The organism is Streptomyces sp. SDT5-1, assembly GCF_052245995.1.
Classification (GTDB): Bacteria; Actinomycetota; Actinomycetes; order Streptomycetales; family Streptomycetaceae; genus Streptomyces.
Genome location: NZ_CM125963.1, coordinates 6,587,399 through 6,610,988 on the forward strand (window position 1 = coordinate 6,587,399; position 23,590 = coordinate 6,610,988).

At 72.4% G+C, this 23,590-nt stretch carries 22 protein-coding genes; 16 read left to right on the forward strand and 6 right to left on the reverse strand.

The window, feature by feature from the left end:
• Nucleotides 1-178 precede the first annotated feature (178 nt).
• The gene (locus tag ACTWJ8_RS30215; protein ID WP_356379204.1) at nucleotides 179-1,669 is read left to right on the forward strand and encodes an NCS1 family nucleobase:cation symporter-1; all 1,491 of its coding nucleotides are present in this window, start codon (nucleotides 179-181) and stop codon (nucleotides 1,667-1,669) included.
• A 56-nt stretch (nucleotides 1,670-1,725) separates the two neighbouring features.
• Nucleotides 1,726-2,451 carry an aspartate/glutamate racemase family protein gene (locus ACTWJ8_RS30220; RefSeq protein ID WP_356379207.1) on the forward strand — a complete coding sequence of 242 codons (726 nt, stop codon included), beginning with the start codon at nucleotides 1,726-1,728 and terminating at the stop codon, nucleotides 2,449-2,451.
• A gap of 1 nt (nucleotide 2,452) precedes the next feature.
• On the opposite strand, the gene ACTWJ8_RS30225 is transcribed toward ACTWJ8_RS30220, so the two are convergent.
• Complete coding sequence (locus ACTWJ8_RS30225) at nucleotides 2,453-3,112, reverse strand: hypothetical protein (RefSeq protein WP_443260801.1); 660 nt, start codon at nucleotides 3,110-3,112, stop codon at nucleotides 2,453-2,455.
• A 206-nt stretch (nucleotides 3,113-3,318) separates the two neighbouring features.
• Here ACTWJ8_RS30225 and ACTWJ8_RS30230 point away from each other — a divergent pair, with 206 nt between their 5' ends.
• The 13 genes from ACTWJ8_RS30230 (at nucleotide 3,319) to ACTWJ8_RS30290 (ending at nucleotide 17,120) form a co-directional block, all read left to right on the forward strand.
• A complete protein-coding gene (locus tag ACTWJ8_RS30230) occupies nucleotides 3,319-3,720 on the forward strand; it encodes a cold-shock protein (protein ID WP_356379213.1) in 402 nt (133 codons plus the stop codon).
• Nucleotides 3,721-4,009: 289 nt separating this feature from the next.
• Complete coding sequence (locus ACTWJ8_RS30235; RefSeq protein ID WP_356379216.1) at nucleotides 4,010-5,578, forward strand: ABC transporter substrate-binding protein; 1,569 nt, start codon at nucleotides 4,010-4,012, stop codon at nucleotides 5,576-5,578.
• 65 nt (nucleotides 5,579-5,643) lie between these two features.
• Nucleotides 5,644-6,597: an ABC transporter permease gene (locus ACTWJ8_RS30240; RefSeq protein WP_356379707.1), complete on the forward strand. Its 954-nt coding sequence runs from the start codon at nucleotides 5,644-5,646 to the stop codon at nucleotides 6,595-6,597.
• Nucleotides 6,598-6,602: 5 nt separating this feature from the next.
• Nucleotides 6,603-7,469 (forward strand): ABC transporter permease, encoded by an 867-nt coding sequence (locus ACTWJ8_RS30245; protein WP_443265031.1) that lies wholly within the window; start codon nucleotides 6,603-6,605, stop codon nucleotides 7,467-7,469.
• Nucleotides 7,466-8,473, forward strand: coding sequence for an ABC transporter ATP-binding protein (locus ACTWJ8_RS30250; protein WP_356379222.1), 1,008 nt, complete (start codon nucleotides 7,466-7,468; stop codon nucleotides 8,471-8,473). Before ACTWJ8_RS30245 ends, ACTWJ8_RS30250 begins: the two co-directional genes overlap by 4 nt.
• Complete coding sequence (locus ACTWJ8_RS30255) at nucleotides 8,470-9,516, forward strand: ABC transporter ATP-binding protein (protein WP_443260802.1); 1,047 nt, start codon at nucleotides 8,470-8,472, stop codon at nucleotides 9,514-9,516. Before ACTWJ8_RS30250 ends, ACTWJ8_RS30255 begins: the two co-directional genes overlap by 4 nt.
• Before the next feature lie 8 nt (nucleotides 9,517-9,524).
• A complete protein-coding gene (locus ACTWJ8_RS30260; protein ID WP_443260803.1) occupies nucleotides 9,525-11,369 on the forward strand; it encodes a gamma-glutamyltransferase family protein in 1,845 nt (614 codons plus the stop codon).
• Between the two features lie 98 nt (nucleotides 11,370-11,467).
• Complete coding sequence (locus ACTWJ8_RS30265) at nucleotides 11,468-12,343, forward strand: inositol monophosphatase family protein (protein WP_356379229.1); 876 nt, start codon at nucleotides 11,468-11,470, stop codon at nucleotides 12,341-12,343.
• A 76-nt stretch (nucleotides 12,344-12,419) separates the two neighbouring features.
• Nucleotides 12,420-13,838 carry a phytoene desaturase family protein gene (locus ACTWJ8_RS30270; protein ID WP_443260804.1) on the forward strand — a complete coding sequence of 473 codons (1,419 nt, stop codon included), beginning with the start codon at nucleotides 12,420-12,422 and terminating at the stop codon, nucleotides 13,836-13,838.
• Entirely contained in the window at nucleotides 13,835-14,368 is a 534-nt protein-coding gene (locus tag ACTWJ8_RS30275) for an O-acetyl-ADP-ribose deacetylase (protein WP_443260805.1), read from the forward strand. The genes ACTWJ8_RS30270 and ACTWJ8_RS30275 overlap by 4 nt, the downstream gene beginning before the upstream one ends.
• A gap of 87 nt (nucleotides 14,369-14,455) precedes the next feature.
• Nucleotides 14,456-15,052 (forward strand): GNAT family N-acetyltransferase, encoded by a 597-nt coding sequence (locus tag ACTWJ8_RS30280; protein ID WP_443260806.1) that lies wholly within the window; start codon nucleotides 14,456-14,458, stop codon nucleotides 15,050-15,052.
• 77 nt (nucleotides 15,053-15,129) lie between these two features.
• Nucleotides 15,130-16,608, forward strand: a complete 1,479-nt coding sequence (locus tag ACTWJ8_RS30285; protein WP_443260807.1) for an AlkA N-terminal domain-containing protein — start codon at nucleotides 15,130-15,132, stop codon at nucleotides 16,606-16,608.
• A 14-nt stretch (nucleotides 16,609-16,622) separates the two neighbouring features.
• Nucleotides 16,623-17,120 (forward strand): methylated-DNA--[protein]-cysteine S-methyltransferase, encoded by a 498-nt coding sequence (locus tag ACTWJ8_RS30290; RefSeq protein WP_443260808.1) that lies wholly within the window; start codon nucleotides 16,623-16,625, stop codon nucleotides 17,118-17,120.
• Here ACTWJ8_RS30290 and ACTWJ8_RS30295 read toward each other — a convergent pair.
• From ACTWJ8_RS30295 to ACTWJ8_RS30315, 5 genes are all read right to left on the reverse strand, one after another.
• The gene (locus tag ACTWJ8_RS30295; RefSeq protein ID WP_443260809.1) at nucleotides 17,117-17,722 is read right to left on the reverse strand and encodes a dihydrofolate reductase family protein; all 606 of its coding nucleotides are present in this window, start codon (nucleotides 17,720-17,722) and stop codon (nucleotides 17,117-17,119) included. The two genes, ACTWJ8_RS30290 and ACTWJ8_RS30295, sit on opposite strands and share 4 nt — an antisense overlap.
• 48 nt (nucleotides 17,723-17,770) lie before the next feature.
• Nucleotides 17,771-18,493, reverse strand: a complete 723-nt coding sequence (locus tag ACTWJ8_RS30300; RefSeq protein ID WP_356379248.1) for an SIR2 family NAD-dependent protein deacylase — start codon at nucleotides 18,491-18,493, stop codon at nucleotides 17,771-17,773.
• A gap of 44 nt (nucleotides 18,494-18,537) precedes the next feature.
• Entirely contained in the window at nucleotides 18,538-19,980 is a 1,443-nt protein-coding gene (gene uriT, locus ACTWJ8_RS30305; RefSeq protein WP_443260810.1) for a uridine transporter UriT, read from the reverse strand.
• Nucleotides 19,977-20,981: a uridine-preferring nucleoside hydrolase UriH gene (gene uriH / locus ACTWJ8_RS30310; RefSeq protein ID WP_443260811.1), complete on the reverse strand. Its 1,005-nt coding sequence runs from the start codon at nucleotides 20,979-20,981 to the stop codon at nucleotides 19,977-19,979. The genes uriT and uriH overlap by 4 nt, the downstream gene beginning before the upstream one ends.
• Before the next feature lie 142 nt (nucleotides 20,982-21,123).
• The gene (locus tag ACTWJ8_RS30315; RefSeq protein ID WP_443260812.1) at nucleotides 21,124-22,194 is read right to left on the reverse strand and encodes an ADP-ribosylglycohydrolase family protein; all 1,071 of its coding nucleotides are present in this window, start codon (nucleotides 22,192-22,194) and stop codon (nucleotides 21,124-21,126) included.
• A gap of 217 nt (nucleotides 22,195-22,411) precedes the next feature.
• On the opposite strand from ACTWJ8_RS30315, the gene ACTWJ8_RS30320 reads away from it, so the two are divergent.
• The gene (locus tag ACTWJ8_RS30320) at nucleotides 22,412-23,533 is read left to right on the forward strand and encodes a glycerate kinase (protein WP_356379710.1); all 1,122 of its coding nucleotides are present in this window, start codon (nucleotides 22,412-22,414) and stop codon (nucleotides 23,531-23,533) included.
• Nucleotides 23,534-23,590: the final 57 nt, after the last annotated feature.

Genomic DNA, 23,590 nt, shown 5'->3' on the forward strand with positions numbered 1-23,590 from the left:
TGCACTGTGTGCGCCCTGCCCGTCAAATGCCCGAATTGGGCGGCCAGTTGGCGCGTGAGGAATCGGTGTTTTCTTCGCGTACACCTCTTGATTACCGCAAAACCCGCCAGTAGCGTCATCCCGCCAAGAGGAAGTCATATTCCTCATCGCGGAAATTGTGGACATCCAGGAGCGCGTCATGGCTGCCGTGCACGAACAGACCCCCACCGCCGCTGTCGACGGGCCCGCCCGTACCAGTCCGGGTCTCTACAGTCCCGATCTGGCCCCCACCAAGAAGGAGGGCCGCCGCTGGGGCGCGTACAACGTCTTCACGCTGTGGGGCAACGACGTGCACAGCCTCGGCAACTACGCCTTCGCCGTCGGGCTGTTCGCGCTCGGGCTCAGCGTCTGGCAGATCCTCATCGCCTTCGCCGTCGCCTCGCTGCTGCTCTTCGGGCTGCTCACGCTCTCCGGCTACATGGGCCAGAAGACCGGCGTGCCGTTCCCCGTGATGAGCCGGATCGCCTTCGGCATCCGCGGGGCGCAGATCCCCGCCGCCGTGCGCGGGGCCGTCGCCATCGCCTGGTTCGGCATCCAGACGTATCTCGCCGCCGTCGTCCTCGGCGCCGTGATCAAGAAGCTGGCGCCCGGCGCCGCCTCGCTCGATCACAACTCGATCCTGGGCCTGTCCACCCTCGGCTGGATCACCTTCCTGACCCTGTGGGTCGTCCAGGTCGTCATCGTCAGCTACGGCATGGAACTCATCCGCAAGTACATGGCGTTCGCCGCGCCGACCATCCTCATCACGATGTGCGCGCTCGCCGTCTGGATCTTCGTCAAGGCGGACATGACCATCGCCGTGTCCACCGGCTCCGCGCCCACCGGCTTCGACGCCTGGCGGCAGATCCTCGAGTCCGCCGCGCTGTGGGTCGTCATCTACGGCACCTTCGTGCTCAACTTCTGCGACTTCACCCGCTCCGCGAAGAGCCGCCGCGCCATCGTCACCGGCAACCTCGTCGGCATCCCGCTCAACATGCTGTTCTTCGCCGGCATCGTCGTCGTGCTCTCCGGCGGCCAGTTCCAGATCAACGGCAAGGTCATCGCGGGTCCCGAGGACATCGTCGCGACCATCCCCAGTACGCCGCTGATGGTCCTCGCCTCCCTCGCCTTCATCGTCCTGACCATCGCGGTCAACCTGCTCGCGAACTTCGTCGCGCCCGTCTACACGCTGGTCAACCTGTTCCCGCGCAGGCTCGACTTCCGCAAGGCCGGCGTCGTCAGCGCCGTCATCGGCCTCGTCATCCTGCCGTGGAACCTCTACAACAGCCCGACCGTCGTGAACTACTTCCTCGGCGGCCTCGGCGCCCTGCTCGGCCCGGCCTTCGGTGTGGTCATGGCCGACTACTGGCTCGTCCGCAGGACCCGCGTCAATGTGCCGGACCTCTACACCGACGCCCCGGACGCCGACTACCACTACAAGTCCGGCTTCCACCTGCGCGCCGTCGGCGCCTTCGCCCCGGCCGCCGCGGTCGCGGTGGTGATCGCCCTCGTGCCCGCCTTCAAGGCGGTCTCCGGGTTCTCCTGGTTCATCGGCGCCGGACTCGCCGCGCTGCTCTACGTTGTCGTCGCGGACCGCAGCAGGACCGCCGTCGACCAGGACGGCGAGGAGATCGCGGTACCCGCCGCCTGACCCCCGCCGTCCCCGCACCACCCCGAAGCACAACAAGAAGAAAGCTGTAGCCCGCCATGCGCATTCTCGTCTGCAACGTCAACACCACCGAGGACATGACCGAGAGCATCGGCGCGCAGGCCAGGGCCGTGGCCTCGCCGGGCACCGAGATCGTGCCGCTCACCCCGGCGTTCGGCCCCGACTCCTGCGAGGGCAACTACGAGAGCTACCTGGCCGCGATCGCCGTCATGGAGACGGTCCGCGCGTACCCGGAGCCCTTCGACGCCGTCGTGCAGGCGGGCTACGGCGAGCACGGCCGCGAGGGGCTCCAGGAGCTCCTCGACGTACCGGTCGTCGACATCACCGAGGCCGCCGCGAGCACCGCGATGTACCTCGGCCACAAGTACTCCGTGGTCACCACGCTCGACCGGGCCGTGCCGCTCATCGAGGACCGCCTCAAGCTGGCCGGGCTCACCGACCGGCTCGCCTCCGTACGGGCCAGTGGCCTCGCCGTGCTCGACCTGGAGCGCGACCCGGACGCCGCGGTCAAGGCCATCGTCGAGCAGTCGGCGCGGGCCGTGGAGGAGGACAGGGCCGAGGTGATCTGCCTGGGCTGCGGCGGAATGGCGGGCCTCGTGGACGAGGTCAAGGCGCGCACGGGTGTGCCCGTCGTGGACGGCGTCGCGGCGGCCGTGACCGTCGCGGAGTCGCTGGTCAGGATGGGCCTGAGCACGTCGAAGGTGCGCACGTACGCGCCGCCGCGCCCCAAGACGTTCACGAACTGGCCGCCCCGGCGGGGCTGAGTCAGGAGCCCTTGGCGGAGTCGAGCGCGGCCGCCGCGTCCTTGGCGGCCCGCAGGGCGCCCTTGCTCATCGTGCCGGCCGACGGGGCGCCCTTGGACTCGAAGTCGCTGCCGTTGTACGTGACGGTGACCAGCGCGTTCCCCTTGCGGAACGTCAGCACGGCCTCGCGGGTCTGCTGCTTGTCCTTGGACGTGGAGTCGGTCGTCAGGGCGGCCTCGTCGCCGATGTCCTGCTTGCTGCCCTGCGCGGCCTCACTGGCGGCGAACGCCTTCTTGGCGAGGTCGTCGGAGTCCTTCACCTCGAAGGAGACGTCGAGCCAGCGGTAGTCGTAGCCCTTCAGAGCGCTCCACGAGCAGCCGCGGCGGATCGACTCGTCGGTCGCCGACAGCTCCTTGCCGGCCGTCTTCGCGTCCGGCACCAGCGACTTCACGGTCGACGCGGGCAGCGTCCCGCACGGGGCGGGCGGCCGCTCGTACGTCTTCGCGGCGACGGTCTCGCCGGGCTCGTCGGGCGCCGCGGAGGACTCGGATGCCTCGGGGCGGTCCTCGCTGGCGGACGGGGCCGCCATCGGGCCCGACGAGTAGGCCCAGCCCGCGCAGGCGAGCACGGCGACGGGCAGCAGGCGTGCGGTCAGGGTGACCGGAAGCGGGAGAGAACGCACGGCGTACGTCCCTTGCGTCAGGGTGGGTGGGGGACGCCAGTCTCACACGAGTTCCTGTGCACCGATACCGCCACTTCCGTCACCGTGACATCACCCTGGGGCGTCACCCCTGAGGGTCCACGGGATCGCAGGTGCGGACGGGTAGGATCCGCACACGTTGTTGGTGGTCGCGGATGCAGGGTCCGCCGAGGTGGTTGGGGGTCGGTGTGGCAGCCGGTCGTGTGGTGCGCTTCGACGGAGCGCGTGGTTACGGATTCATCGCGCCGGACGACGGCGGCGAGGACGTCTTCCTGCATGTGAACGACCTCCTGATCCCCGAGTCGTACATCCGCACGGGCCTGAAGGTGTCGTTCGACATCGAGGAGGGCGACCGCGGGCCCAAGGCCTCGTCGGTGCAGCTCGCCGAGGGCGCCTCCGCGCCCGCGCCGGGACGGCACGCGGCGGACGGCGACGACGTGCTGTGCGACGTGCTGCGTGTCGACGAGTTCACCAACGAGGTCACGGAGCTGCTGCTGCGCGCGGCCCCCTCGCTGACGGGCGATCAGATCCTGGCCATCCGCAAGGAGTTGGTGCAGAGCGGCCGCAAGCACGGCTGGGTGGACAGCTGATCCCTGCGGGGGCGTCCCCGCCGCGGTGCCGACTCGTGAGGCCCGGCGACTGACCGATCGGTCAGCTGCCGGGCCGATTTGTTGATGCAGATCCGCTTTGTCGCGTGGGGTTATCCAATCTTCACCAAGGGTTGTCCGGATCCCGGACAACCCTCTTGTGTGCGGACTGTATGCGAAATACGTTCTTCCGTATTCCTTGATCGCTCACCGATCGCCCACCCCTCATCCCTGGCGGAGGTACGCCCTCGTGCGCCGAACAGCGGTTGCCCTGACGGCAGTTGTCCTGGCGATGTCCACTCTGGCGGGCTGCGGCTCCCTTCAGTCCTCGGCCACGGAGGTGGGCGGGGAGCGGATGACCGACGACCGTCCGGTCCGTGACGGCGGAACGCTCACCGTCGCCCTCAACGCCGACCCCGACAAGCTCGACCCGACGCTCGCCCAGACCCTCGTGGGCCGCACCGTCTTCGCGGGCATGTGCGAGAAGCTCTACGACGTCAACCGGAAGGGCGAGGTCGTCCCGCAGCTCGCCACCCGCCTGCCCAAGGTGTCGAAGGACGGCCGCACCGTCACCTTCGACGTGCGCAAGGACGCCAAGTTCAGCGACGGCACGAAGCTCACCGCCGACGCCGTCGTCACCTCCCTGCTGCGCCACCGCGACCTGTCGGGCTCCGCCCGCGCCACCGAGCTGACCCCGCTGAAGTCGGCGAAGGCCACGGGCCCGTACGGCGTGCGGCTCACCCTCAAGCAGCCCTACGTGCCGCTGACCGCCGTGCTCGCCGACCGCTCCGGCATGGTGATGTCGCCGACCGCGCTCAAGAAGTACGGCAAGAACTTCACCAACCACCCGTCCTGCGTCGGCCCGTTCCGGTTCGTGGAGCGCGTCGGCGGCGACCGCATCGTCGTCGCCAAGGACCCCCACTACTACGACGCCAAGGACGTCCACCTGGACCGGGTGATCTACAAGCCCATCCCCGACGGCAGCGTCCGCCTCGCCAACCTGCGCTCCGGCGACGTCCAGGTCGGCGACCAGATGGTCCCCGTCGACGTGAAGAGCGCCCTCACCGACAACAAGCTCCAGCTCTTCAACTCGCCCTCGCTCGGCTACCAGGGCATCGGCATCAACGTCGGCAACGTCAAGGGCCTCGGCCAGGCGCCCGGCAAGGTCGACACCCCGATGGCGAAGGACGTCCGCGTCCGCGAGGCCTTCGAGCTGGCCATCGACCGCACCCTCATCAACAAGGTCGCCTTCCAGGGCATGTACGAGCCGGCCTGCGGCCCGATGTCCCCGGCCTCCGCGATCGCGCCCGGCGTCAAGGCCTCCGAGTGCCCCAAGCGGGACGTACCGAAGGCCAAGAAACTGCTGAAGGAGGCGGGCGTCAAGGGCGCGGTCCACATCGAGCTGAAGATCCCCACGACGCCCGAGTGGAGCCGCATCGGCCAGGTCATCCAGGCGATGGTCAAGGACGCCGGCTTCGCCCTGACCCTGCGCCCCACCGAGTACGCCACGATGCTCGAGGAGACCGACGACGGCCACTACCAGGCCTTCCAGAGCGGCTGGTCGGGACGCCTCGACCCCGACGGCAACATCGCCAGCTTCCTCCAGACCAAGGGCGCGATGAACGCCTACGGCCTCGGCAACCCCAAGATCGACAAGCTGATCAAGCGCGGCCGCACCGAGTCCGACCCCGCCGAGCGCGACAGGATCTACGCCGAGCTGATCCGCGAGGTGAACGCCGAGCACGCCCTGATCTACCTCTACCGCCAGAAGAACTACGTCGTCACCGGGAAGGACGTCGCGGGCCTGCACGTCTACGGCGACGGCCTCGTCCGAGTCAAGGATGCGGGGTACGTCAAGTGACGACCGCTCAAGTGGCCCTCCAGAAGGCCGAGTCGAAGAAGGCGGGGTGGCTCGCCGGGCACCCCATGGCCAGGTACGTGCTGACCCGCGTGCGGCAGTCCGTGGTCACGATGTTCCTCGTGTCGATCGTCGTGTTCGCCGGCATCCGCGCGCTGCCCGGCGACCCGGCGCTCGCCCTCGCCGGTGAGGAGCGCAGCCCGAAGGCGCTGGCCGCGATCCGGGCCGCGTACGGGCTCGACGACAACATCGTCGTCCAGTACGGCCGGTTCATCGGGCACGCCCTCCAGGGCGACCTCGGCAACTCCTCGCGCACCGGGCTCCCGGTCTCCGACGCCATCGCGCAGGCGCTGCCCGTCACCCTCGAACTCGCCGCCCTGTCCCTGCTGTTGGCGATCGTCCTCGGCGTCGGCGCCGGAGTGGTCGCCGCCGTGCGGCGCGGCAGGACGGCCGAGTGGATCGCCAACGCCCTCGCGCTCCTCGGCCTTTCCGTGCCGACGTTCTGGCTGGGCATCGTCCTGGTCCTCGCCTTCGCGATCGCCGTACCGGTCTTCGCGGCCTCGGGCTTCGTCCCCTTCGGCACCGACCCGATCGACAACCTGCGCCGCATGGTGCTGCCCGCGATCGTCCTCGGCTCCGGGCTCGCCGCCGTCGTCATGCGCCAGACCCGCGCCGCGATGCTCGACTCGCTCTCCGCGGACTACGTGCGCACGGCCCGCGCCAAGGGCCTCTCGCGCCGCGAGGTGATCGGCGGGCACGCGCTGCGCAACTCGCTCGTCACCGTCGTCACCGTGCTCGGCCTCCAGCTCGGGCATCTGATCTCCGGCGCGGTCGTCACCGAGCAGATCTTCGTCCTCCCCGGCTTCGGCAAGCTCACCATCGACGCCGTCTTCACCCGTGACTACGCGACGCTGCAGGGCGTGGTGCTGTGCACGTCGTTCGCGTACATCTTCATCAACCTGCTGGTCGACGTGGCGTACTCGGTCATCGACCCGCGCATCCGGCTCGGAGGTGCCCGGTGACCACGCTGGCTCTCACAGGAATACGCGCCCGCGCCGCCGGGAACGCCAAGCTGCGCGCCCTGCGCAAGAACAAGCTCGCCATGACCGGCGCCGTCATCGCCGCGATCTTCGTGCTCGCCGCGCTGTTCGCGCCGCTCGTCGCCCCGTACGACCCGGCGCGCGCCGACTTCGACGACGTGCTCGCCGCGCCGAGCTGGGCGCACTGGCTGGGCACCGACGACCTCGGACGCGACCAGCTGTCCCGCGTCGTGTTCGGGGCCCGCGCCTCCATGCAGGTCGGCGTGCTCGCGGTCGTCCTCGCCTTCGTCGTCGGCGTCCCGCTCGGGCTGCTCGCCGGGTACTACGGCAAGGTGGCCGACAGCGTCGTCTCCCGCGTCACCGACACGATGCTCGCCTTCCCGTTCCTGGTGCTCGCCGTCGGCCTCGCCGCCGTCCTCGGCCCCTCGCTCACCAACGCGACGATCGCCATCGGCATCTCGCAGATCCCGGCCGTCATCCGCATCTCCCGCGCCGAGACGCTCCGCCTCAAGCACGTCGACTACGTGGCCGCGGCCGTCGCCAACGGCGGCGGTGACGGCACCATCCTGTTCCGGCACATCCTGCCCAACGCCACGTCGGCGCTGATCGTGCAGGCCACCGTCGGCATCCCCACCGCCATCATCGGCGAGGCCCTGCTCAGCTTCCTCGGCCTCGGCGTGCAGCCGCCCGCCCCGTCCCTCGGCGTGATGCTCTCCTCCGCCCAGTCCTTCCTCGCGCAGGCGCCCTGGATGGCGGTCTTCCCCGGCCTCGCCGTCGTCGCCGCGACCCTCGCGTTCAACCTGCTCGGCGACGGCCTGCGCGACGTCCTCGACCCCCGTGGAGCGACCCGATGACCACCGATCCAGTCCTCAGCGTCCGCGACCTGTCCGTCTCGTTCCGCTCCGACACGCGCACCGTGCACGCCGTCGACCAGGTCTCCTTCGACCTGCACGCGGGCGAAGTGCTCGCCGTGGTGGGCGAGTCGGGCTGCGGCAAGTCCGTCACCTCCATGGCCGTCATGGGCCTGCTGCCGCCCACCGCGCACATCACCGGATCCGTCCGGATCGGCGACAAGGAGCTCGCGGGCGCCGACGACAGGACGTACGGGAAGATCCGCGGCAACGACATCGCGATGATCTTCCAGGAGCCGATGACGTCCCTGAACCCGGTGCTCACCATCGGCCGGCAGATCGGCGAGGTGCTCCGCCGCCACCAGGGACTCACCAAGAAGCAGGCACGCGCGCGTGCCGTCGAACTCCTCGACCTCGTCGGCATCCCCGCGCCGGCCGAGCGCGTCGACGAGTACCCGCACCAGCTCTCCGGCGGCATGCGCCAGCGCGTCATGATCGCCATCGCGGTGGCCTGCGACCCGGCCGTCCTCATCGCCGACGAGCCGACGACCGCGCTCGACGTCACCGTGCAGGCGGGCATCCTGGAGGTGCTGCAGTCGCTGCGCGAGCGGCTCGGCACCGCCATCGTCCTCATCACGCACGACCTCGGCGTGGTGGCCGACACCGCCGACCGGGTGCTCGTCATGTACGCGGGGCGTCCCGTCGAACAGGCGCCGGTGCACGAGCTGTTCGCCGACCCCAAGCACCCGTACACACGCGGCCTGCTGTCCGCCGTGCTCCGCCCCGGCGGCGAGGGCAAGCGGCGGCTCCCCGAGATCCCCGGCCTCGTGCCGAGCCTCGACTCCCAGCCCGACGCCTGCACGTTCGCGCCGCGCTGCGCCCGCGCCGACGACACCTGCACGTCGAGCCGTCCCGGCCTCAAGGCCGTCGCCGCGGACGCCGGGGCCGACGCCCCGCACCGCGCCGCCTGCTGGCACCCGCACACCCTCCAGGAGACCGCGTCATGAGCCCCGAGCCCGTGCTTGAACTGATCGACCTGGAGCGGCACTTCGCGGGGTCCGGCGGCACCGTGCGCGCCGCCGACGGCGTCACCCTGAGCGTCGGCCGCGGCGAGGTCGTCGGCCTCGTCGGCGAGTCCGGCAGCGGCAAGTCGACCGTCGGCCGCTGCGCCGTCCGCCTCGACGAGCCGACCGGCGGCACCGTCCGCGTCAACGGCACCGACGTCACGTCGATGTCCCGGCGCGCCCTGCGGCCCCTGCGCAAGGACTTCCACCTCGTCTTCCAGGACCCGTCGTCCTCGCTCGACCCGCGGATGACGGTCGGCCAGATCATCGCCGAACCGCTCAAGCTGCACGGCCTGGCCAAGGGCGAGGCGGCCCGCGCTCGCGTGGCCGAACTCCTCGCCCAGGTGGGCCTGCGGCCCGAGCACGCCGACCGGCACCCGCACGAACTCTCCGGCGGCCAGCGCCAGCGCATCTCCATCGCGCGCGCGTTGTGCGTCGACCCCGACCTGCTGATCGCCGACGAGCCGACCTCCGCGCTCGACGTCTCCGTGCAGGCATCCGTCCTCAACCTGCTGGCCGACCTGCAGCGCGACCGCGGCTTCGGCTGCCTGTTCATCACGCACGACCTCGCGGCCGTCGAATACCTCGCCGACCGGATCGCCGTCATGTACCTCGGCCAGATCGTCGAACAGGCCCCCACGCGCGAGCTGTTCGCCGACCCCAAGCACCCGTACACGCAGGCGCTGCTCTCCGCCGCGCCCGTCCCGGACCCGGCCACGCAGCGCAGCCGCGAACGCATCGTGCTCAGCGGCGAACTGCCCAGCCCGCTGGCGCCTCCCGCCGGCTGCCGCTTCCACACGCGCTGCCCGCTCGCCGTCGACCGCTGCCGCACCGAAGTCCCGGCGCTGCGCACTCTCGACGGCGGCCGGGAGGTCTCCTGCCACCTCGTCGCCGAGGACGGCACGGCCCCCGACGCGGCAGCGTCCCCGGAGGCGCTGTCGGCAGCGTCTCGTACGATCCCCACCACCCGCACCGCCACCAGCTAGGAGCCTCCTTGTTCACCACCCGCCCGACCCTCCAGGGCACCTTCGGCATGGTGTCCTCCACGCACTACCTCGCCTCCCAGTCCGCCATGGCCGTCCTGGAGGACGGCGGCAACGCGTACGACGCCGCCGTCGCCGCCGGCTTCGTGCTGCACGTCGTCGAGCCGCACCTCAACGGGCCAGCGGGCGAGGTGCCGATCATCCTGGCGCCGACCGGGGGAGAGGTGCGGGTGCTGTGCGGGCAGGGCGGGGCCCCGGCGGGCGCCACCGTCGCGCACTACAAGTCCCTCGGCCTCGACCTCGTCCCCGGCACCGGACCGCTCGCCGCCGCCGTGCCCGGCGCGTTCGACGCCTGGATGCTGCTCCTGAAGGACCACGGCACCAAGACCCTCGCCGACGTCCTCAAGTACGCCATCGGGTACGCCGAGGACGGGCACGCGCCCGTGGAGCGCGTCGGCGAGACCGTCGAGACCGTCCGCGAGCTGTTCGAGACCGAGTGGCCCTCGTCCGCCGAGGTCTACCTCGTCGACGGCAAGTCCCCGAAGCCCGGCGAACTGCTGCGCAACCCGCAGCTCGCCGCCACCTGGAAGCGCCTCATAGCCGAGGCCGAGGAGACCGGCGGCGCCGACCGCGCCGCCCAGATAGAGGCCGCCCGCGCGGTGTGGCGCGAGGGCTTCATCGCCGAGGCCCTGGTCCGCCAGGCGCAGCGCCCCACCAAGGACACCAGCGGCGAGCGCCACGTCGGCACCCTGACGCTCGACGACCTCAAGGGCTGGTCGGCGTCGTACGAGGCCCCGGCGACGTACGACTGGAACGGCTGGACGCTGTGCAAGGCCGGCGGCTGGAGCCAGGGCCCCGCCTTCCTCCAGCAGCTCGCCCTGCTCCCGCCCGAGCTGCCCGCCTACGGGTCCGCCGACTACGTGCACCTGCTCGTCGAGGGCTGCAAGCTCGCCATGGCCGACCGGGAGGCCTGGTACGGCGACGCGGCCGACGTCCCCGTGGAGGCGCTGCTCTCCGACGAGTACAACGCCGCGCGGCGCGCCCTCATCGACCCCGACAAGGCCTCCCACGAGCTGCGCCCCGGCAGCCCGCTCGGCGTCGAGCCGAAGCTCAGCGCGCACGCCCACGCCGTCGCCTCCGGCGAGGAGGGCTTCGACGCCATGGGCGTCGCGGGCGCGGGCGAGCCGACCGTCGCCAAGAGCCCCACGTCCCCGGTGCCCGGCGAGCCCGACGTGCGCGAGGACGGGCTGACCCGCGGTGACACCTGCCACATCGACATCGTCGACCGCTGGGGCAACATGGTCGCCGCCACGCCCTCCGGCGGCTGGCTCCAGTCCAACCCGGTCGTCCCCGAGCTGGGCTTCCCGCTCGGCACCCGGCTCCAGATGACCTGGCTCGACGAGGGCCTGCCGAACTCCCTGACGCCCGGAAAGCGGCCCCGCACCACGCTCACCCCGTCCCTCGCCCTCAAGGACGGCGTCCCGGTGATGGCCTTCGGCACGCCCGGCGGCGACCAGCAGGACCAGTGGCAGGTGCACTTCTTCCTGGCCGTGGCGCTGCGCTCCGCGGTGCGCGGCGGGCTCGACCTCCAGGGCGCCATCGACGCCCCGAACTGGCACAACGACTCGTTCCCCGGTTCCTTCTTCCCGCGCGGCATGCGGCCGGGGTCGGTCACCGTCGAGTCCCGCATGGACGGCGACGTCGTCGCCGAGCTGCGCCGCCGCGGCCACGACGTGACCGTGGGCGATGCATGGTCCGAGGGGCGGCTGTGCGCCGTCGCCCGCGACCCGCGCACCGGCGTCCTGTCGGCGGCGGCGAACCCGCGCGGCATGCAGGGATACGCGGTCGGTCGCTGACCCGTCACGCAGCGTGTGGCCCCCGGAAATCATCCGGGGGCCACCTCCCGTTCACCTGCCATGAGGGCGCTGTCAGTGGAGTGTGTTCTCATGGAGTCATGATCGAAACAAAGACGGAAAGCATCGACGACTTTCCGACCATCGAAGAGTTCCTGAACACGCACATCGACCACCGGCTCACGACCGACGTCGAGAGCATCGTCCGAGCCGCCGCGGCGGCCGAGATCACCCCGCGCTTCCGCCGGCTCGACGCCGACGAGATCGAGGAGAAGAGCGCACCGCACGACCTCGTGACGGTCGCCGACAAGCGCGCTGAGGAACACCTCACGCGCGAGCTCGCCGCCCGCCTGCCCGGCTCCGTCGTGGTCGGCGAGGAGGCCGTCGCCGCCGACCCCCGCACGTACGAGGCGCTCAGGGGCGACGCCCCCGTGTGGATCGTCGACCCCGTCGACGGCACCCGCCAGTTCGTGCACGGCGACCCCGGCTTCTGCACCCTCGTCTCCCTCGCGGTCGACGGCGTGGTGCTCGCCTCCTGGACGTACGCACCCGCGCTCGACGAGATGGCCGTCGCCGTCCGCGGCAGGGGCGCGCGGCTCAACGGCGAGGTGCTGCACGCAGGACCCCCGGCGCCCGGCGCCGACCTGCGGATCGCGACCTCGCACCCCGACTTCACCACCGACGAGCAGAAGAAGGCCCTGCTCGGGCTGTGGACGGACGGCGTCGCGCCGCGCCCGTGCGGCTCGGCGGGCCTGGAGTACCTGGGCATCGCCCGCGGCACCGTCGACGCCATCGCGTTCAGCTGGGAGCTGGCCTGGGACCACGCGGCCGGCATGCTCCTCGTCGAGGAGGCCGGCGGCGCGCACCTCACGCGCGACGGCGAGCCCTTCTCGATCCGCGGCGGGAACGCGCTGCCGTTCACGGCCGCGCGGGACGCCGACACCGCCCGGCGCGTGGCCGGACTGCTCGCGGGCTGACCCGCGGACCGGCGCTGTCGGTGGCCCGGCATATCCTGTGCGGGCAGTGGCCATCGGCTGACAAAGGAGTCCGAAGGTGCCGTCGATGCTCGATGCCGTCGTGGTGGGTGCGGGGCCGAACGGGCTGACCGCGGCCGTTGAACTGGCCAGGCGCGGCTTCTCCGTCGCCGTGTTCGAGGCCGGGGGCACGGTCGGCGGCGGCGCGCGCACCGAGGAGCTGACGCTCCCCGGCTTCCGGCACGACCCGTGCTCGGCCGCCCACCCCCTCGGCATCAACTCCCCGGCCTTCCGCGACCTGCCCCTCGAGCGCTACGGGCTCGACTGGGTGCAGCACGAGCTACCGATGGCGCACCCCTTCCCCGACGGCACGGCGGCGACCCTGTCCCGGTCCGTCGCCGAGACCGCCGCGTCGTTCGGGCCGCGGGACGCGGGCACGTACCGGCGCCTGATCGAGCCGCTGCTGCCGCACTGGGACACCCTCGTGCGGGACTTCATGTCGCTGCCGCTCAGCGCGCTGCCCCGCGACCCGGTCACGCTCGCCCGGTTCGGCCTCGTCGGCCTGCCGCCGTCGACCTGGCTGATGCGCCGCTTCCGCGACGAGAAGGCCCCCGCGCTGCTCTCCGGGCTCGTCGCGCACGTCATCGCGCCGCTGTCCGGCTTCGCCACATCGGCGATCGGCCTGGTCTTCGCGCTGGCCGCGCACGCGCGCGGCTGGCCCGTCGCCCGCGGCGGCTCCCAGGCGATCTCCGACGCGCTCGCCGGATACCTGAAGGACCTCGGCGGCGCGATCCACACCGACTTCGAGGTGAAGCGGCTCGACGACCTGCCGCCCGCCCGTGCCTACATCTTCGACACGTCGCCGACGGCCGTCGCGCGGATCGCGGGCCTCGGCCGCTACTACGACCGCTTCCGGTACGGCGCGAGCGTCTTCAAGGTGGACTACGCGCTCGACGGGCCCGTGCCGTGGACCGCGAAGGAGGCGCGGAGCGCGGGGACGGTGCAGGTCGGCCCGTACCGCTCGGACATCGGCAGGGCGCTGAACGAGGCGTCGCGCGAGGGCCGGGGGCCCGAGGCGCCGTTCCTCATCACGGTGCAGCCGACCGTCGCCGACCCCACGCGCGCCCCCGAGGGCAAGCACACCTTCTGGGCGTACGGGCACGTGCCGAACGGCTGGGACGGCGACCTCACGGACGCCATCGAGCGCCAACTGGAGCGCTTCGCCCCCGGGTTCAGGGACCTCGTCCTCGCGCGCGCCACGGCGGGCCCGCCCGAACTCGCGGTCCGCAACGCCAACTACGTGGGCGGCGACATCGCCTCCGGCGCGGCCAGCGGCCTCCAGCTCCTGCTGCGCCCCAAGCTCTCCCTGTCCCCGTACACCACCCCGCACCCCGCCGTGTACATCTGCTCGTCCGCGACCCCGCCAGGGCCGGGCGTGCACGGCATGTCGGGGCACAACGCCGCGAAGGCGGTGTGGAGGAGGCTGCGCGCGTCATGACCACCCGACCCACCCGACTCGTACTGGTCCAGGGCGACATCACCGAGCAGGACGTGGACGCGGTCGTCAACGCCGCGAACTCCTCGCTGCTCGGCGGCGGGGGAGTGGACGGCGCCATCCACCGGCGCGGCGGCCCCGAGATCCTCGCCGCCTGCCGGGACCTGCGGGCCTCGCACTACGGCAAGGGCCTGCCCACGGGACAGGCCGTCGCGACGACCGCGGGACGCCTCCCGGCGCGCCACGTCATCCACACCGTGGGCCCCCGCTGGTCGACGACCGAGGACCGCTCCGAGCTCCTCGCCTCCTGCTACCGGGAGTCGCTGCGCGTCGCGGCCGAACTGGGCGCGCGCACGGTCGCGTTCCCCGCCATCTCCACGGGGATCTACGGGTGGCCGTTGGAGGACGGGGCGCGGATCGCCGTGGAGACGGTGCGGGCCGCGGCCCCCGCGTCGGTGGAGGAGGTCCGCTTCGTGGTCTTCGACGACCGGGCGCGCGAGGCGTTCGCGCGGTACGTGGACGGCGCTCGGTAGGCGGTACGCCGACGGAACCCGGTAAGGGCACCCGGCGGGACGACCCCGCCGGACCCCGCGAAGATCACCGAAGTGAGAATGACCGGTATGTCGACCACGACCACGCCGCGCCCCGCCGTCCCCGACGACGCGCCCGCGATCGGCCGCCTGCTCGCCCGCGCCTTCGCCGACGACCCGATGATGCGCTTCTTCTTCCCCGAGGGCCCCGCCCAACAGGCCTCCCTCGAGCGGTACTTCACCACCCTCTTCACCCGCCAGTACGTCCGCCACGGCCTGTGCGAGCGCACCGGGTCCGCCGCCGCGTTCTGGGTGCCCGCCGAGGACCAGGGCAAGGCCGTCCCCGACGCCGACACCATCCGCGAACTCCAGGACATCCTCGGCGAGCGCGCCCCGCTCTTCGGGCAGGCCGTCGAGGCCGCCGCCCGCCACACCCCCGCCGAACCGCACTGGTCCCTCGCCCTCATCGGCGCCGACCCCGCGGCCCAGGGCCGCGGCGAGGGCGCGGCGCTGCTGCGCTCCGGACTCGCCAAGGCCGACGCCGCGCGCATGCCCGTCCACCTGGAGTCCTCCAAGAAGGCCAACCTCCCCGTCTACGAGCACTTCGGGTTCACCGTCCGCGAGGAGCTGGGGCTGCCGGGCGGCGGCCCGCTCCTGTGGACGATGTGGCGGCCGGCCGCCGCCTGACCCGGGCTCCGCCGGGGCCGCACGTAGATGTCGGATTCTCGCCAGCCACCCCGCTCACCTTGCAGGATCCTTGACGCATGCACACCGACACGGATCGCTGCGTACGCGCGGTGCAGGCCAAGGACACCCGCTTCGACGGGGTGTTCTTCACGGCCGTCGTCACCACCCGCATCTACTGCCGCCCCGGCTGCCCCGTCGTGCCGCCCAAACCGCGCAACATGCGGTTCTACCCGAGCGCCGCCGCCTGCCAGCAGGCCGGATTCCGGGCCTGCAAACGGTGCCGCCCCGACGCAAGCCCCGGCTCCCCGGAGTGGAACCGGCGCGCCGACCTCACCGCCCGCGCCATGCGCCTCATCGGCGACGGCGTCGTGGACCGCGAGGGCGTCCCCGGACTCGCCCGCCGCCTCGGCTACAGCGCCCGCCAGATCGAACGCCAGCTCCTCGCCGAACTCGGCGCGGGACCGCTCGCCCTGGCCCGCGCCCAGCGCGCCCAGACGGCCCGCCTCCTCGTCGAGACCACCCGACTGCCGCTCTCCGACGTGGCGTTCGCGGCCGGCTTCGCCTCCATCCGCGCGTTCAACGACACCGTGCGCGAGGTCTACGCCCTGTCACCCAGCGAACTCCGCGCCCGCAGGCCGCAGCGCGCCGCGGACCCGGCGCCGGGATCGCTCGCGCTGCGCCTCCCGTTCCGCGCGCCCCTCAACCCCAGCAACCTCTTCGGGCATCTCGCCGCCACCGCCGTGCCCGGCGTCGAGGAGTGGCGCGACGGCGCCTACCGCCGCACCCTCCGGCTGCCGCACGGCCACGGCATCGCGACCCTGACCCCGCCCGCCGCCGGAGCCGCCCACGTCGACTGCCGCCTGGTCCTCGCCGACCAGCGCGACCTCACCGTCGCCATCAGCCGCTGCCGCCGTCTGCTCGACCTCGACGCCGACCCCGTCGCCGTCGACGAGCAGCTGCGCGCCGACCCGCTCCTCGCCCCGCTCGTCGACAAGGCGCCGGGCCGCAGAGTGCCGCGCACCGTCGACGAGGCCGAATTCGCGGTACGGGCCGTGCTCGGGCAGCAGGTGTCCACGGCCGCCGCCCGCACCCACGCCGCCCGCCTCGTCCTCGCCCACGGCGAACCCGTCGAGGACCCCGACGGCGGCCTCACCCACCTCTTCCCTTCCCCGACGGCGCTCGCCGCCCTCGACCCGGAGAGCCTCGCGCTGCCCCGCAGCCGCCGGACGACCCTCACCACACTCGTACGCGAACTGGCCGACGGCGAGCTGACGTTGGGGCCCGAGTCCGACTGGGAGGAGGCCCGCGTCCGGCTCGCCGCACTGCCCGGATTCGGCCCCTGGACCGTCGAGGCCATCGCCATGCGCGCTCTCGGCGATCCGGACGCCTTCCTCCCCACCGACCTCGGCATGCGCCGCGCCGCCCAGGAGCTCGGCCTGCCCCACACCCCCGCGGCGCTCACCGCGAGGGCCGCGGCCTGGCGCCCCTGGCGCGCGTACGCGACCCAGTACCTGTGGGCGACCGACAGCCACCCCATCAACGTCCTGCCCGAGTAAGGGAGATGCACGCGATGCACACGCAACGGCACCACACCGTCCTCGACAGCCCCTACGGCCCGCTCACCCTCGTGGCCACCGACGGCACGCTGTCCGGCCTCTACATGACCGAGCAGCGGCACCGCCCGCCGCAGGACACCTTCGGCGCCCGCGACGACCGGCCCTTCGGCGAGGTCGTCGACCAGCTGAACGCCTACTTCCAGGGCGAGTTGACGGAGTTCACCGTGGAGCTGAACCTGCACGGCACGCCGTTCCAGCGCGCCGTCTGGGCGCAGCTGCAGCGCATCCCGTACGGCGAGACCCGCACGTACGGGGAGCTGGCCGACGCCCTCGGCAAGCCCAACGCCTCCCGCGCCGTGGGCCTCGCCAACGGCAAGAACCCCGTCGGCGTCATCGTCCCCTGCCACCGCGTCATCGGCGCGAACGGCGACCTCACCGGCTACGGCGGCGGCCTCGACCGCAAGCGCCGCCTCCTCACCTTCGAGCGCTCCCACGCGGTCGAGTCGGTCTAACCCTCGTAGATCCCGTACGAGGGCAGCCCCGCCGTGTCGAAGACGTGCACGGACAGGCCGGCCTTCGTGGTGTGCTGGCTGACGGGCCGCAGGCCCGCCGGCGTGCTGCCCTCGGGGAACAGCCGGCGGCCACGGCCCACCACGACGGGGGCGATCGCCAGGCGCAGCTGGTCGACGAGGCCCGCCGCGAGCAGCGACTGGGCGAGCCGGGCGCTGCCGTGGATCTGGAGCTCGCGGCCCGGCTGCCGCTTCAGGGCGTCGACCTCGGCGACGATGTTCCCGGCCAGGATCGTCGTCGGATCCCAGTGGGCCTCGGTGAGGCTCTGCGTGGCGACGTACTTCGGCAGGCCGTTCATGATCGCGCCGTTCGGGTGATCCGTCATCGCCGGCCAGTCCCGCGCGAAGTTCTCGTAGGTGCGGCGGCCGAGCAGCAGCCCGTCCGCCTGGGCCAGCCAGCCGTCGACGATCTCCATGAACTCCTCGTCGACGAACGGCACGAACCAGCCGCCGCGCGTGAACCCGTCGCTGGTGTCCTCGTCCGGGGCCCCGGGCCCCTGCGAGACACCGTCCAGCGTCAGGAACTCCTGCACCACCAGCTTCATCGGGCACCGCCTCCGTCGTGGGTCGCTGGCCACAGCCTGCCGGAAGGACTACGCGGGGGCGAGTTCCCCGAGCAGGCGTGGCACGGCCGTGCCGATGGGCTCGCGGACGACCTCGTCGGCCACGTCGTCGTACGGGGTCGGCTCGGCGTTCACCACCACCAGACGGGCGCCGTGCTCGGCGGCGAGGCCCGCGAGGCCGGCCGCGGGGTGCACCTGGAGGGAGGAGCCGATCGCGAAGAACACGTCGCAGGCCTTGGTGATCTCGACGGCCTCGCCGAGGACGAGCGGGTCGAGCCGCTCGCCGAACATGACCGTCGTCGACTTGAGGATGCCGCCGCACACCAGGCACAGCGGATCGTCCTCGCCCGCGTCGAGCCGCGCCAGCGCCTCCGCCATCGGCCCCCGGGCGTCGCACTGCGTGCACATGAACTGCCGGGCGGAGCCGTGCAGTTCGAGCACCTTGCGGGCGGGGGTGCCGGCGAGCTGGTGCAGTCCGTCGACGTTCTGCGTGACGACCCGGGTGGGCACGCCGGCCGCGTCGAGGTCGGCGATCGCGCGGTGCGCGGCGTTCGGCTCCGCGGTCAGCGTGACCGCCCGACGCCGCACCTGCCAGGCGCGGCGCCGGATCTCCGGGTCGTTCATGTAGTACTCGTACGTGACGAGCTTCTCGGCGTCGGGATCCTTCGTCCACACGCCGTCCGGGCCGCGGTAGTCCGGGATCCCGGAGTCGGTGCTGATGCCGGCGCCGGTGAGGATCGCAACCAAGGTCATGCCACCGAGCGTAGGACAGCCCGGCGGCACGACCCCAGGGGCGGTCAGTCCTTCGCCTCCGCGTGCACCGGCTTCGGGATCAGCAGCGAGGCGAACAGGGCCGCCACGATGAGCACGAGGCCCGCCACGACACCGGCGCTGTAGCCGCCGACGGAGCTGCCGCCGGACGGCGCGACCGCGTCCGTCGCCGCGTACAGGACCACGAAGCTGAGGCCCGCGCCCAGGTTGAAGCAGCCCGCGTTGAGGCCGGGAAGGAAGCCGGGGTTCTCGGGCGGCGAGAGCACGATCCCGAGACCGTTCAGCATGATGTTGGCCATGCCCGCGTAGGTGACACCCAGCAGGATCGACACCGTGAGCAGCAGGCCCGCCGAGTCCGTCTGGAGGGTCAGCAGCGCGAGCACGGTGGCGACCGCCGTGGCGATCAGGCCGGTGCGCAGGACGCGGCCGTAGCCGAACGTCGCCGCGAGCCGCCCGGAGATCGGGCCCATGGCGAGGCCCGCGAGGGCGTACGGCGTGAGCGTCCACCAGGTCGCGCCCTCGGCGCCGAGGCCGAGGCCGACCGAGGTGTCCTGCGCGAAGCCCGGCAGCAGCCCGTTCATGATCGCGAAGACGCCGGTCATGGTGAGCATCGTCGACAGCAGCAGTGACCACGTGGCGCGCCGCTTGAGCAGACGCGTGGTGACCAGCGGGTGCGCGGAGCGGTTCTCCATCCGCCAGAACGCCCAGAACGCGAGGGCGGCCACGACGAGCAGGCCGATCGCGAGCGGCCAGTTCGCGGCGGCCAGCTTGCCCGCCTCGTTGAACGCGATGAGCAGCGCGCCCACGGAGACGACCAGGAGCAGCACGCCCGGCCAGTCCATCGGCGGCCGCTCGGCGGCGCGGGACTCCGGTGCGAAGGCGCGCACGAGCACGGCCGAGAGCACCGCGAAGGCGGTCATGACCCAGAAGATCGACGCGTAGCCGTAGTGCTCGGCGAGCGAACCGCCCGCGAAGGAGTCGACGCCCGCGATGCCGCCGTTGACGGCCGTGACGACGCCCATGAGGGTGCCGTACCGCTTCGGGTCGGGGACCTCGACGCGCAGCATGATCAGCGCGAGCGGGATCGTGGGGCCCGACGCGCCCTGGATGACACGGCCCACGGCGAGCATTCCGACGGACGTCGCGAGCGCGGAGAGCACGCAGCCGACGGCCATCAGGACCATCATCCCGGTGAGCACCTTGCGGCGGCCGATCAGATCGCCGAGGCGGGGCAGGAACAGCGAGAACAGCGCGGCGGCCGTGAAGAACGCGGTCTGCGTGACGCCGATCGCGGACGCGGTGGTGTCCAGCTCGTCCGCCATCGTGGCGAGCGCAGGGCTGAGCATCGACGCGTTGAGCTGGAAGGCGAAGCTGGCCGCGAGCAGCGCGACCATGAGGGCGCCGATCCGCACCGGGCGGCGCGCGTCGGGGCCGCCGGCCGAGGCGTGGGGGGAGGCGGCGACGTTCATGCGGTGGGCTCTCCGGTGACGGTCTCCTCGGCGACGGCCTCGGTGTCGGGCGCGGCGCCCACGGGCTCGCCGATCCGTTCCAGGGCGTCGACCACGAGATTCCAGAACCGCTCGTGGTCCAGGTCGACGGCGACCTGCGTGTGGCAGTCGTCGGGCGCGGGCGCGCGCAGGTCGGTGACGGTCATGCCGAGCGTGAGGGCGCCGCGCAGCTCGATGTCGACGGGCGCCTTGCGCACGGTCATGACGCTCGGGTCGATGACGTACGCGACGGCGCACGGGTCGTGCACGGGCGGGTGCTCGAAGCCCTGGTTCTCGCGGTACGCCTCGCGGAAGAACTCGAGCAGCTCGAGGACGAACCGCGCCGGCTTCGTGCCGACCGCCTTGATCTTCTCCTCGACGGCCGGGGTGGCGAGTGCCTGGTGGGTGAGGTCGAGGCCGACCATGGTCACCGGCCACGGCTCGTTGAAGACGATGTGCGCGGCCTCGGGGTCGATCACGATGTTGAACTCGGCGACCGGGCTCCAGTTGCCCTCGTGGAAGCCGCCGCCCATCAGGACGACCTCGCGGACCCGCTCGACGATGCGCGGCTCCTTGCGGGCGGCCAGCGCGATGTTCGTGAGACCCGCGGTCGGCACGATGGTGATCTCACCGGGCTCGTGCGCCATGACCGTGTCGATGATCAGGTCCACCGCGTGCCGCTCGTCGAGCGCGAAGGCGGCGTCCTGGAGCGCGGGCCCGTCGAGGCCCGAGTCGCCGTGGATGTCGGCGGCGGTCTCGATCGTACGGATCAGGGGCCGCGGGCATCCGGCGGCGAACGGCACCCCGGTGATCCCGGCGATGGCGGCGACGGACAGCGCGTTCCGCGTCACCTTCTCCAGGGTCTGGTTGCCGACGACCGTGGTGACGGCGACCAGCTCCACGTCGGGATTGCCGTGCGCGAGCAGCATCGCGACCGCGTCGTCATGACCGGGATCGCAGTCGAGGATGATCTTCCTGGCCAACGGTTCGAGCCCCTTTGCTCCGGTTGGTAAAAACTGTCCACGGAAACATTCCCCGCCGCCACAGGAGATGTCAACGCGCGTAGATGTTGGGCTGGATCACACGAATGCGCTGATAGGGACCCCGGGGGAGGGGCGACGGGACTCAGGCTCGGGTCAACGCGACGGTGCGCCCGGCGAGTTCGTCGATGGGGGTGCCGTCGAAGCCGAAGACGGCGCTGCGCACCCGGTTCTCCAGCGGCTCCGTCCACTGCGGCGGGATCGCCGCGGCGCCGCACAGCACACCGGCGAACGAACCGGCCGTCGCGCCGTTCGAGTCCGTGTCCAGGCCGCCGCGGACCGTGAGCGTCACGGTGCGGGTGAAGTCCCCGTCGCCGTACAGCAGCCCCGCCGTGATCACCGCGGCGTTCGGGACCGTGTGGATCCAGCCGAGGCCCGCCGTCTCGTCGGCGACCGTCGCGAGGGTCTCCTCCCAGCTCAGCCGCGAATCGTGCAGGGAGGCCGTGCGGCGTACGACGCGGGCCAGGCGGCTGCTCGCCGGGATCACGGAGAGCGCGGCGTCGAGGGCGGCGCGCGGGCTGTCCGCGGCGAAGGCGGCGGAGATCAGGGCGGCGGCCCACATCGCCCCGTACACGCCGTTCCCTGTGTGCGAGAGGACGGCGTCGCGGCGGGCCAGGGACGCGGCGCGGCGCGGGGCGCCCGGATTGGTCCAGCCGAAGACGTCGGCGCGGATCAGCGCGCCGATCCACTCCTGGTGCGGATTGTCGTACGTCGCCGTGAGCGGCGGCTTCAGTCCGTTCGCCAGATTCCGGTACGCGGCCCGCTCCGCGGTGAACGTCTGGAGATACGGCAGCCGCAGCAGCCACAGCTCGCCGACCTGCTCCGTGCTGAACGCGAACCCGTGGGTCTCCAGCAGATGCAGCCCCAGCACCGCGTAGTCCACGTCGTCGTCGCGGCAGCTGCCGTGGATCCGGCCGCGCACGCACTGGCGCCACTCCGGGCGCAGCGCGAGCGCCACGTCGTCCGACGGCGGCTCCGGCAGATAGTCGGTCAGCGGCAGCGCCTCGGCCTGCCGCAGATAGCGGTCGATGCGCTCGCGCGTCCACACCTCGCCCTGCTCGACGGGCTTGCCCAGCATGTTCCCCGCGATCCGGCCCAGCCAGCCGCCGAGCACGCGGTCGGTGAGGTCGCGGGGTGCGGGGCTCGAAGGCGTCATGCCTCCGGTGTACCCGCTTTTGAAGATCAACGGTCGTCCTGGTTTGCGGTCCGTTGTGGGGATATTTCGCCGGCGATCGCCGTCCCGCAGGCCGGACGACCATGGGCAGGGGCCCCCTCCTGCGGTTAAGGTCGCAGCGGCGCGACTGCCTTGCGTGAGCAAGGCGCAACAGCAAGGGGAGAGCAAGGTGGCGGACGCTGCACAGGCCGCGCGGCACGTGTTGATCGCGGCGGACAAGTTCAAGGGCTCGCTCACCGCGGTGCAGGTCGCACAGCGTGTGACGGCGGGCCTGCACCGGGTCGCGCCCGAGGTCACGGTCGAGTCCGTGCCCGTCGCGGACGGCGGCGACGGGACGGTGGCGGCGGCGGTCGCCGCCGGGTTCGAGCGCCGCGAGGTGCCGGTGACCGGGCCGGTCGGGGAGCCGGTGGTCGCCGCGTACGCGCTGCGCGAGGGGACGGCCGTCGTCGAGATGGCGGAGGCGTCCGGGCTCCAGCTGCTGCCGGAGGGCGAGTTCGCGCCGCTCACGGCGACGACGTACGGGTCCGGAGAGGTGATCACCGCGGCGCTCGACGCCGGGGCGCGCACGATCGTGTTCGGCGTCGGCGGCAGCGCCACGACGGACGGCGGGGCGGGCATGCTGTCCGCGCTCGGCGCGAGGTTCCTCGACGCGGACGGGGCCCCGGTCGGGCCCGGCGGCGGCGCGCTCGCGAACCTGGCGTCGGCCGATCTGTCCGGCCTCGACGCGCGGCTCGCCGACGTCGAGTTCGTCCTCGCCAGCGACGTCGACAATCCGCTGACCGGGCCGAAGGGTGCGCCCGCGATCTACGGTCCGCAGAAGGGCGCCACGCCCGAGGACGTCGCCGAACTCGACGACGCGCTCGGGCACTTCGCGAAGGTGCTGTCCGAGTCGGTCGGGCCGAAGGCGCTCGAGTACGCGGAGTCGCCGGGGGCGGGTGCCGCGGGCGGTATCGGGTACGGGGCGCTGGTCGGGCTCGGCGCGAGCTTCCGGCCCGGGATCGAGGTCATGCTCGACGTACTGGGCTTCGCGCCCGCGCTCGCCCGGGCCGAACTGGTCATCACGGGTGAGGGTTCGCTCGACGAGCAGACGCTGCACGGCAAGGCGCCGGCGGGGGTCGCGGCGGCGGCGCGCAAGGCGGGCATCGAGGTGGTCGCGGTGTGCGGTCGGCTCGCGCTTGCGCCGGAGGTCCTCGGCCGGGCCGGCATCCGTCGGGCGTACGCCCTCACGGACGTGGAACCGGATGTCTCCCGCTGCATCGCGGAGGCGGGGCCCATCCTGGAGGACGTCGCGGAGCGCATCGGGTCGGACTTCCTCCGGTAGGGGGCGGGTTCCGGTGGCCGGGGGGCCGGGTTACGCCCCGAGCAACGGTGCCCCGTA

Bases quoted from the DNA above. Each gene is read 5' to 3' on its own strand.
- ACTWJ8_RS30215 (WP_356379204.1), top strand. From the start codon at position 179: ATGGCTGCCGTGCACGAACAGACCCCCACCGCCGCTGTCGACGGGCCC.
- ACTWJ8_RS30220 (WP_356379207.1), top strand. From the start codon at position 1,726: ATGCGCATTCTCGTCTGCAACGTCAACACCACCGAGGACATGACCGAG.
- ACTWJ8_RS30235 (WP_356379216.1), top strand. From the start codon at position 4,010: ATGTCCACTCTGGCGGGCTGCGGCTCCCTTCAGTCCTCGGCCACGGAG.
- ACTWJ8_RS30240 (WP_356379707.1), top strand. From the start codon at position 5,644: ATGGCCAGGTACGTGCTGACCCGCGTGCGGCAGTCCGTGGTCACGATG.
- ACTWJ8_RS30250 (WP_356379222.1), top strand. From the start codon at position 7,466: ATGACCACCGATCCAGTCCTCAGCGTCCGCGACCTGTCCGTCTCGTTC.
- ACTWJ8_RS30255 (WP_443260802.1), top strand. From the start codon at position 8,470: ATGAGCCCCGAGCCCGTGCTTGAACTGATCGACCTGGAGCGGCACTTC.
- ACTWJ8_RS30265 (WP_356379229.1), top strand. From the start codon at position 11,468: ATGATCGAAACAAAGACGGAAAGCATCGACGACTTTCCGACCATCGAA.
- ACTWJ8_RS30275 (WP_443260805.1), top strand. From the start codon at position 13,835: ATGACCACCCGACCCACCCGACTCGTACTGGTCCAGGGCGACATCACC.
- ACTWJ8_RS30280 (WP_443260806.1), top strand. From the start codon at position 14,456: ATGTCGACCACGACCACGCCGCGCCCCGCCGTCCCCGACGACGCGCCC.
- ACTWJ8_RS30285 (WP_443260807.1), top strand. From the start codon at position 15,130: ATGCACACCGACACGGATCGCTGCGTACGCGCGGTGCAGGCCAAGGAC.
- ACTWJ8_RS30290 (WP_443260808.1), top strand. From the start codon at position 16,623: ATGCACACGCAACGGCACCACACCGTCCTCGACAGCCCCTACGGCCCG.
- ACTWJ8_RS30295 (WP_443260809.1), bottom strand. From the start codon at position 17,722: ATGAAGCTGGTGGTGCAGGAGTTCCTGACGCTGGACGGTGTCTCGCAG.
- ACTWJ8_RS30300 (WP_356379248.1), bottom strand. From the start codon at position 18,493: ATGACCTTGGTTGCGATCCTCACCGGCGCCGGCATCAGCACCGACTCC.
- uriT (WP_443260810.1), bottom strand. From the start codon at position 19,980: ATGAACGTCGCCGCCTCCCCCCACGCCTCGGCCGGCGGCCCCGACGCG.
- ACTWJ8_RS30315 (WP_443260812.1), bottom strand. From the start codon at position 22,194: ATGACGCCTTCGAGCCCCGCACCCCGCGACCTCACCGACCGCGTGCTC.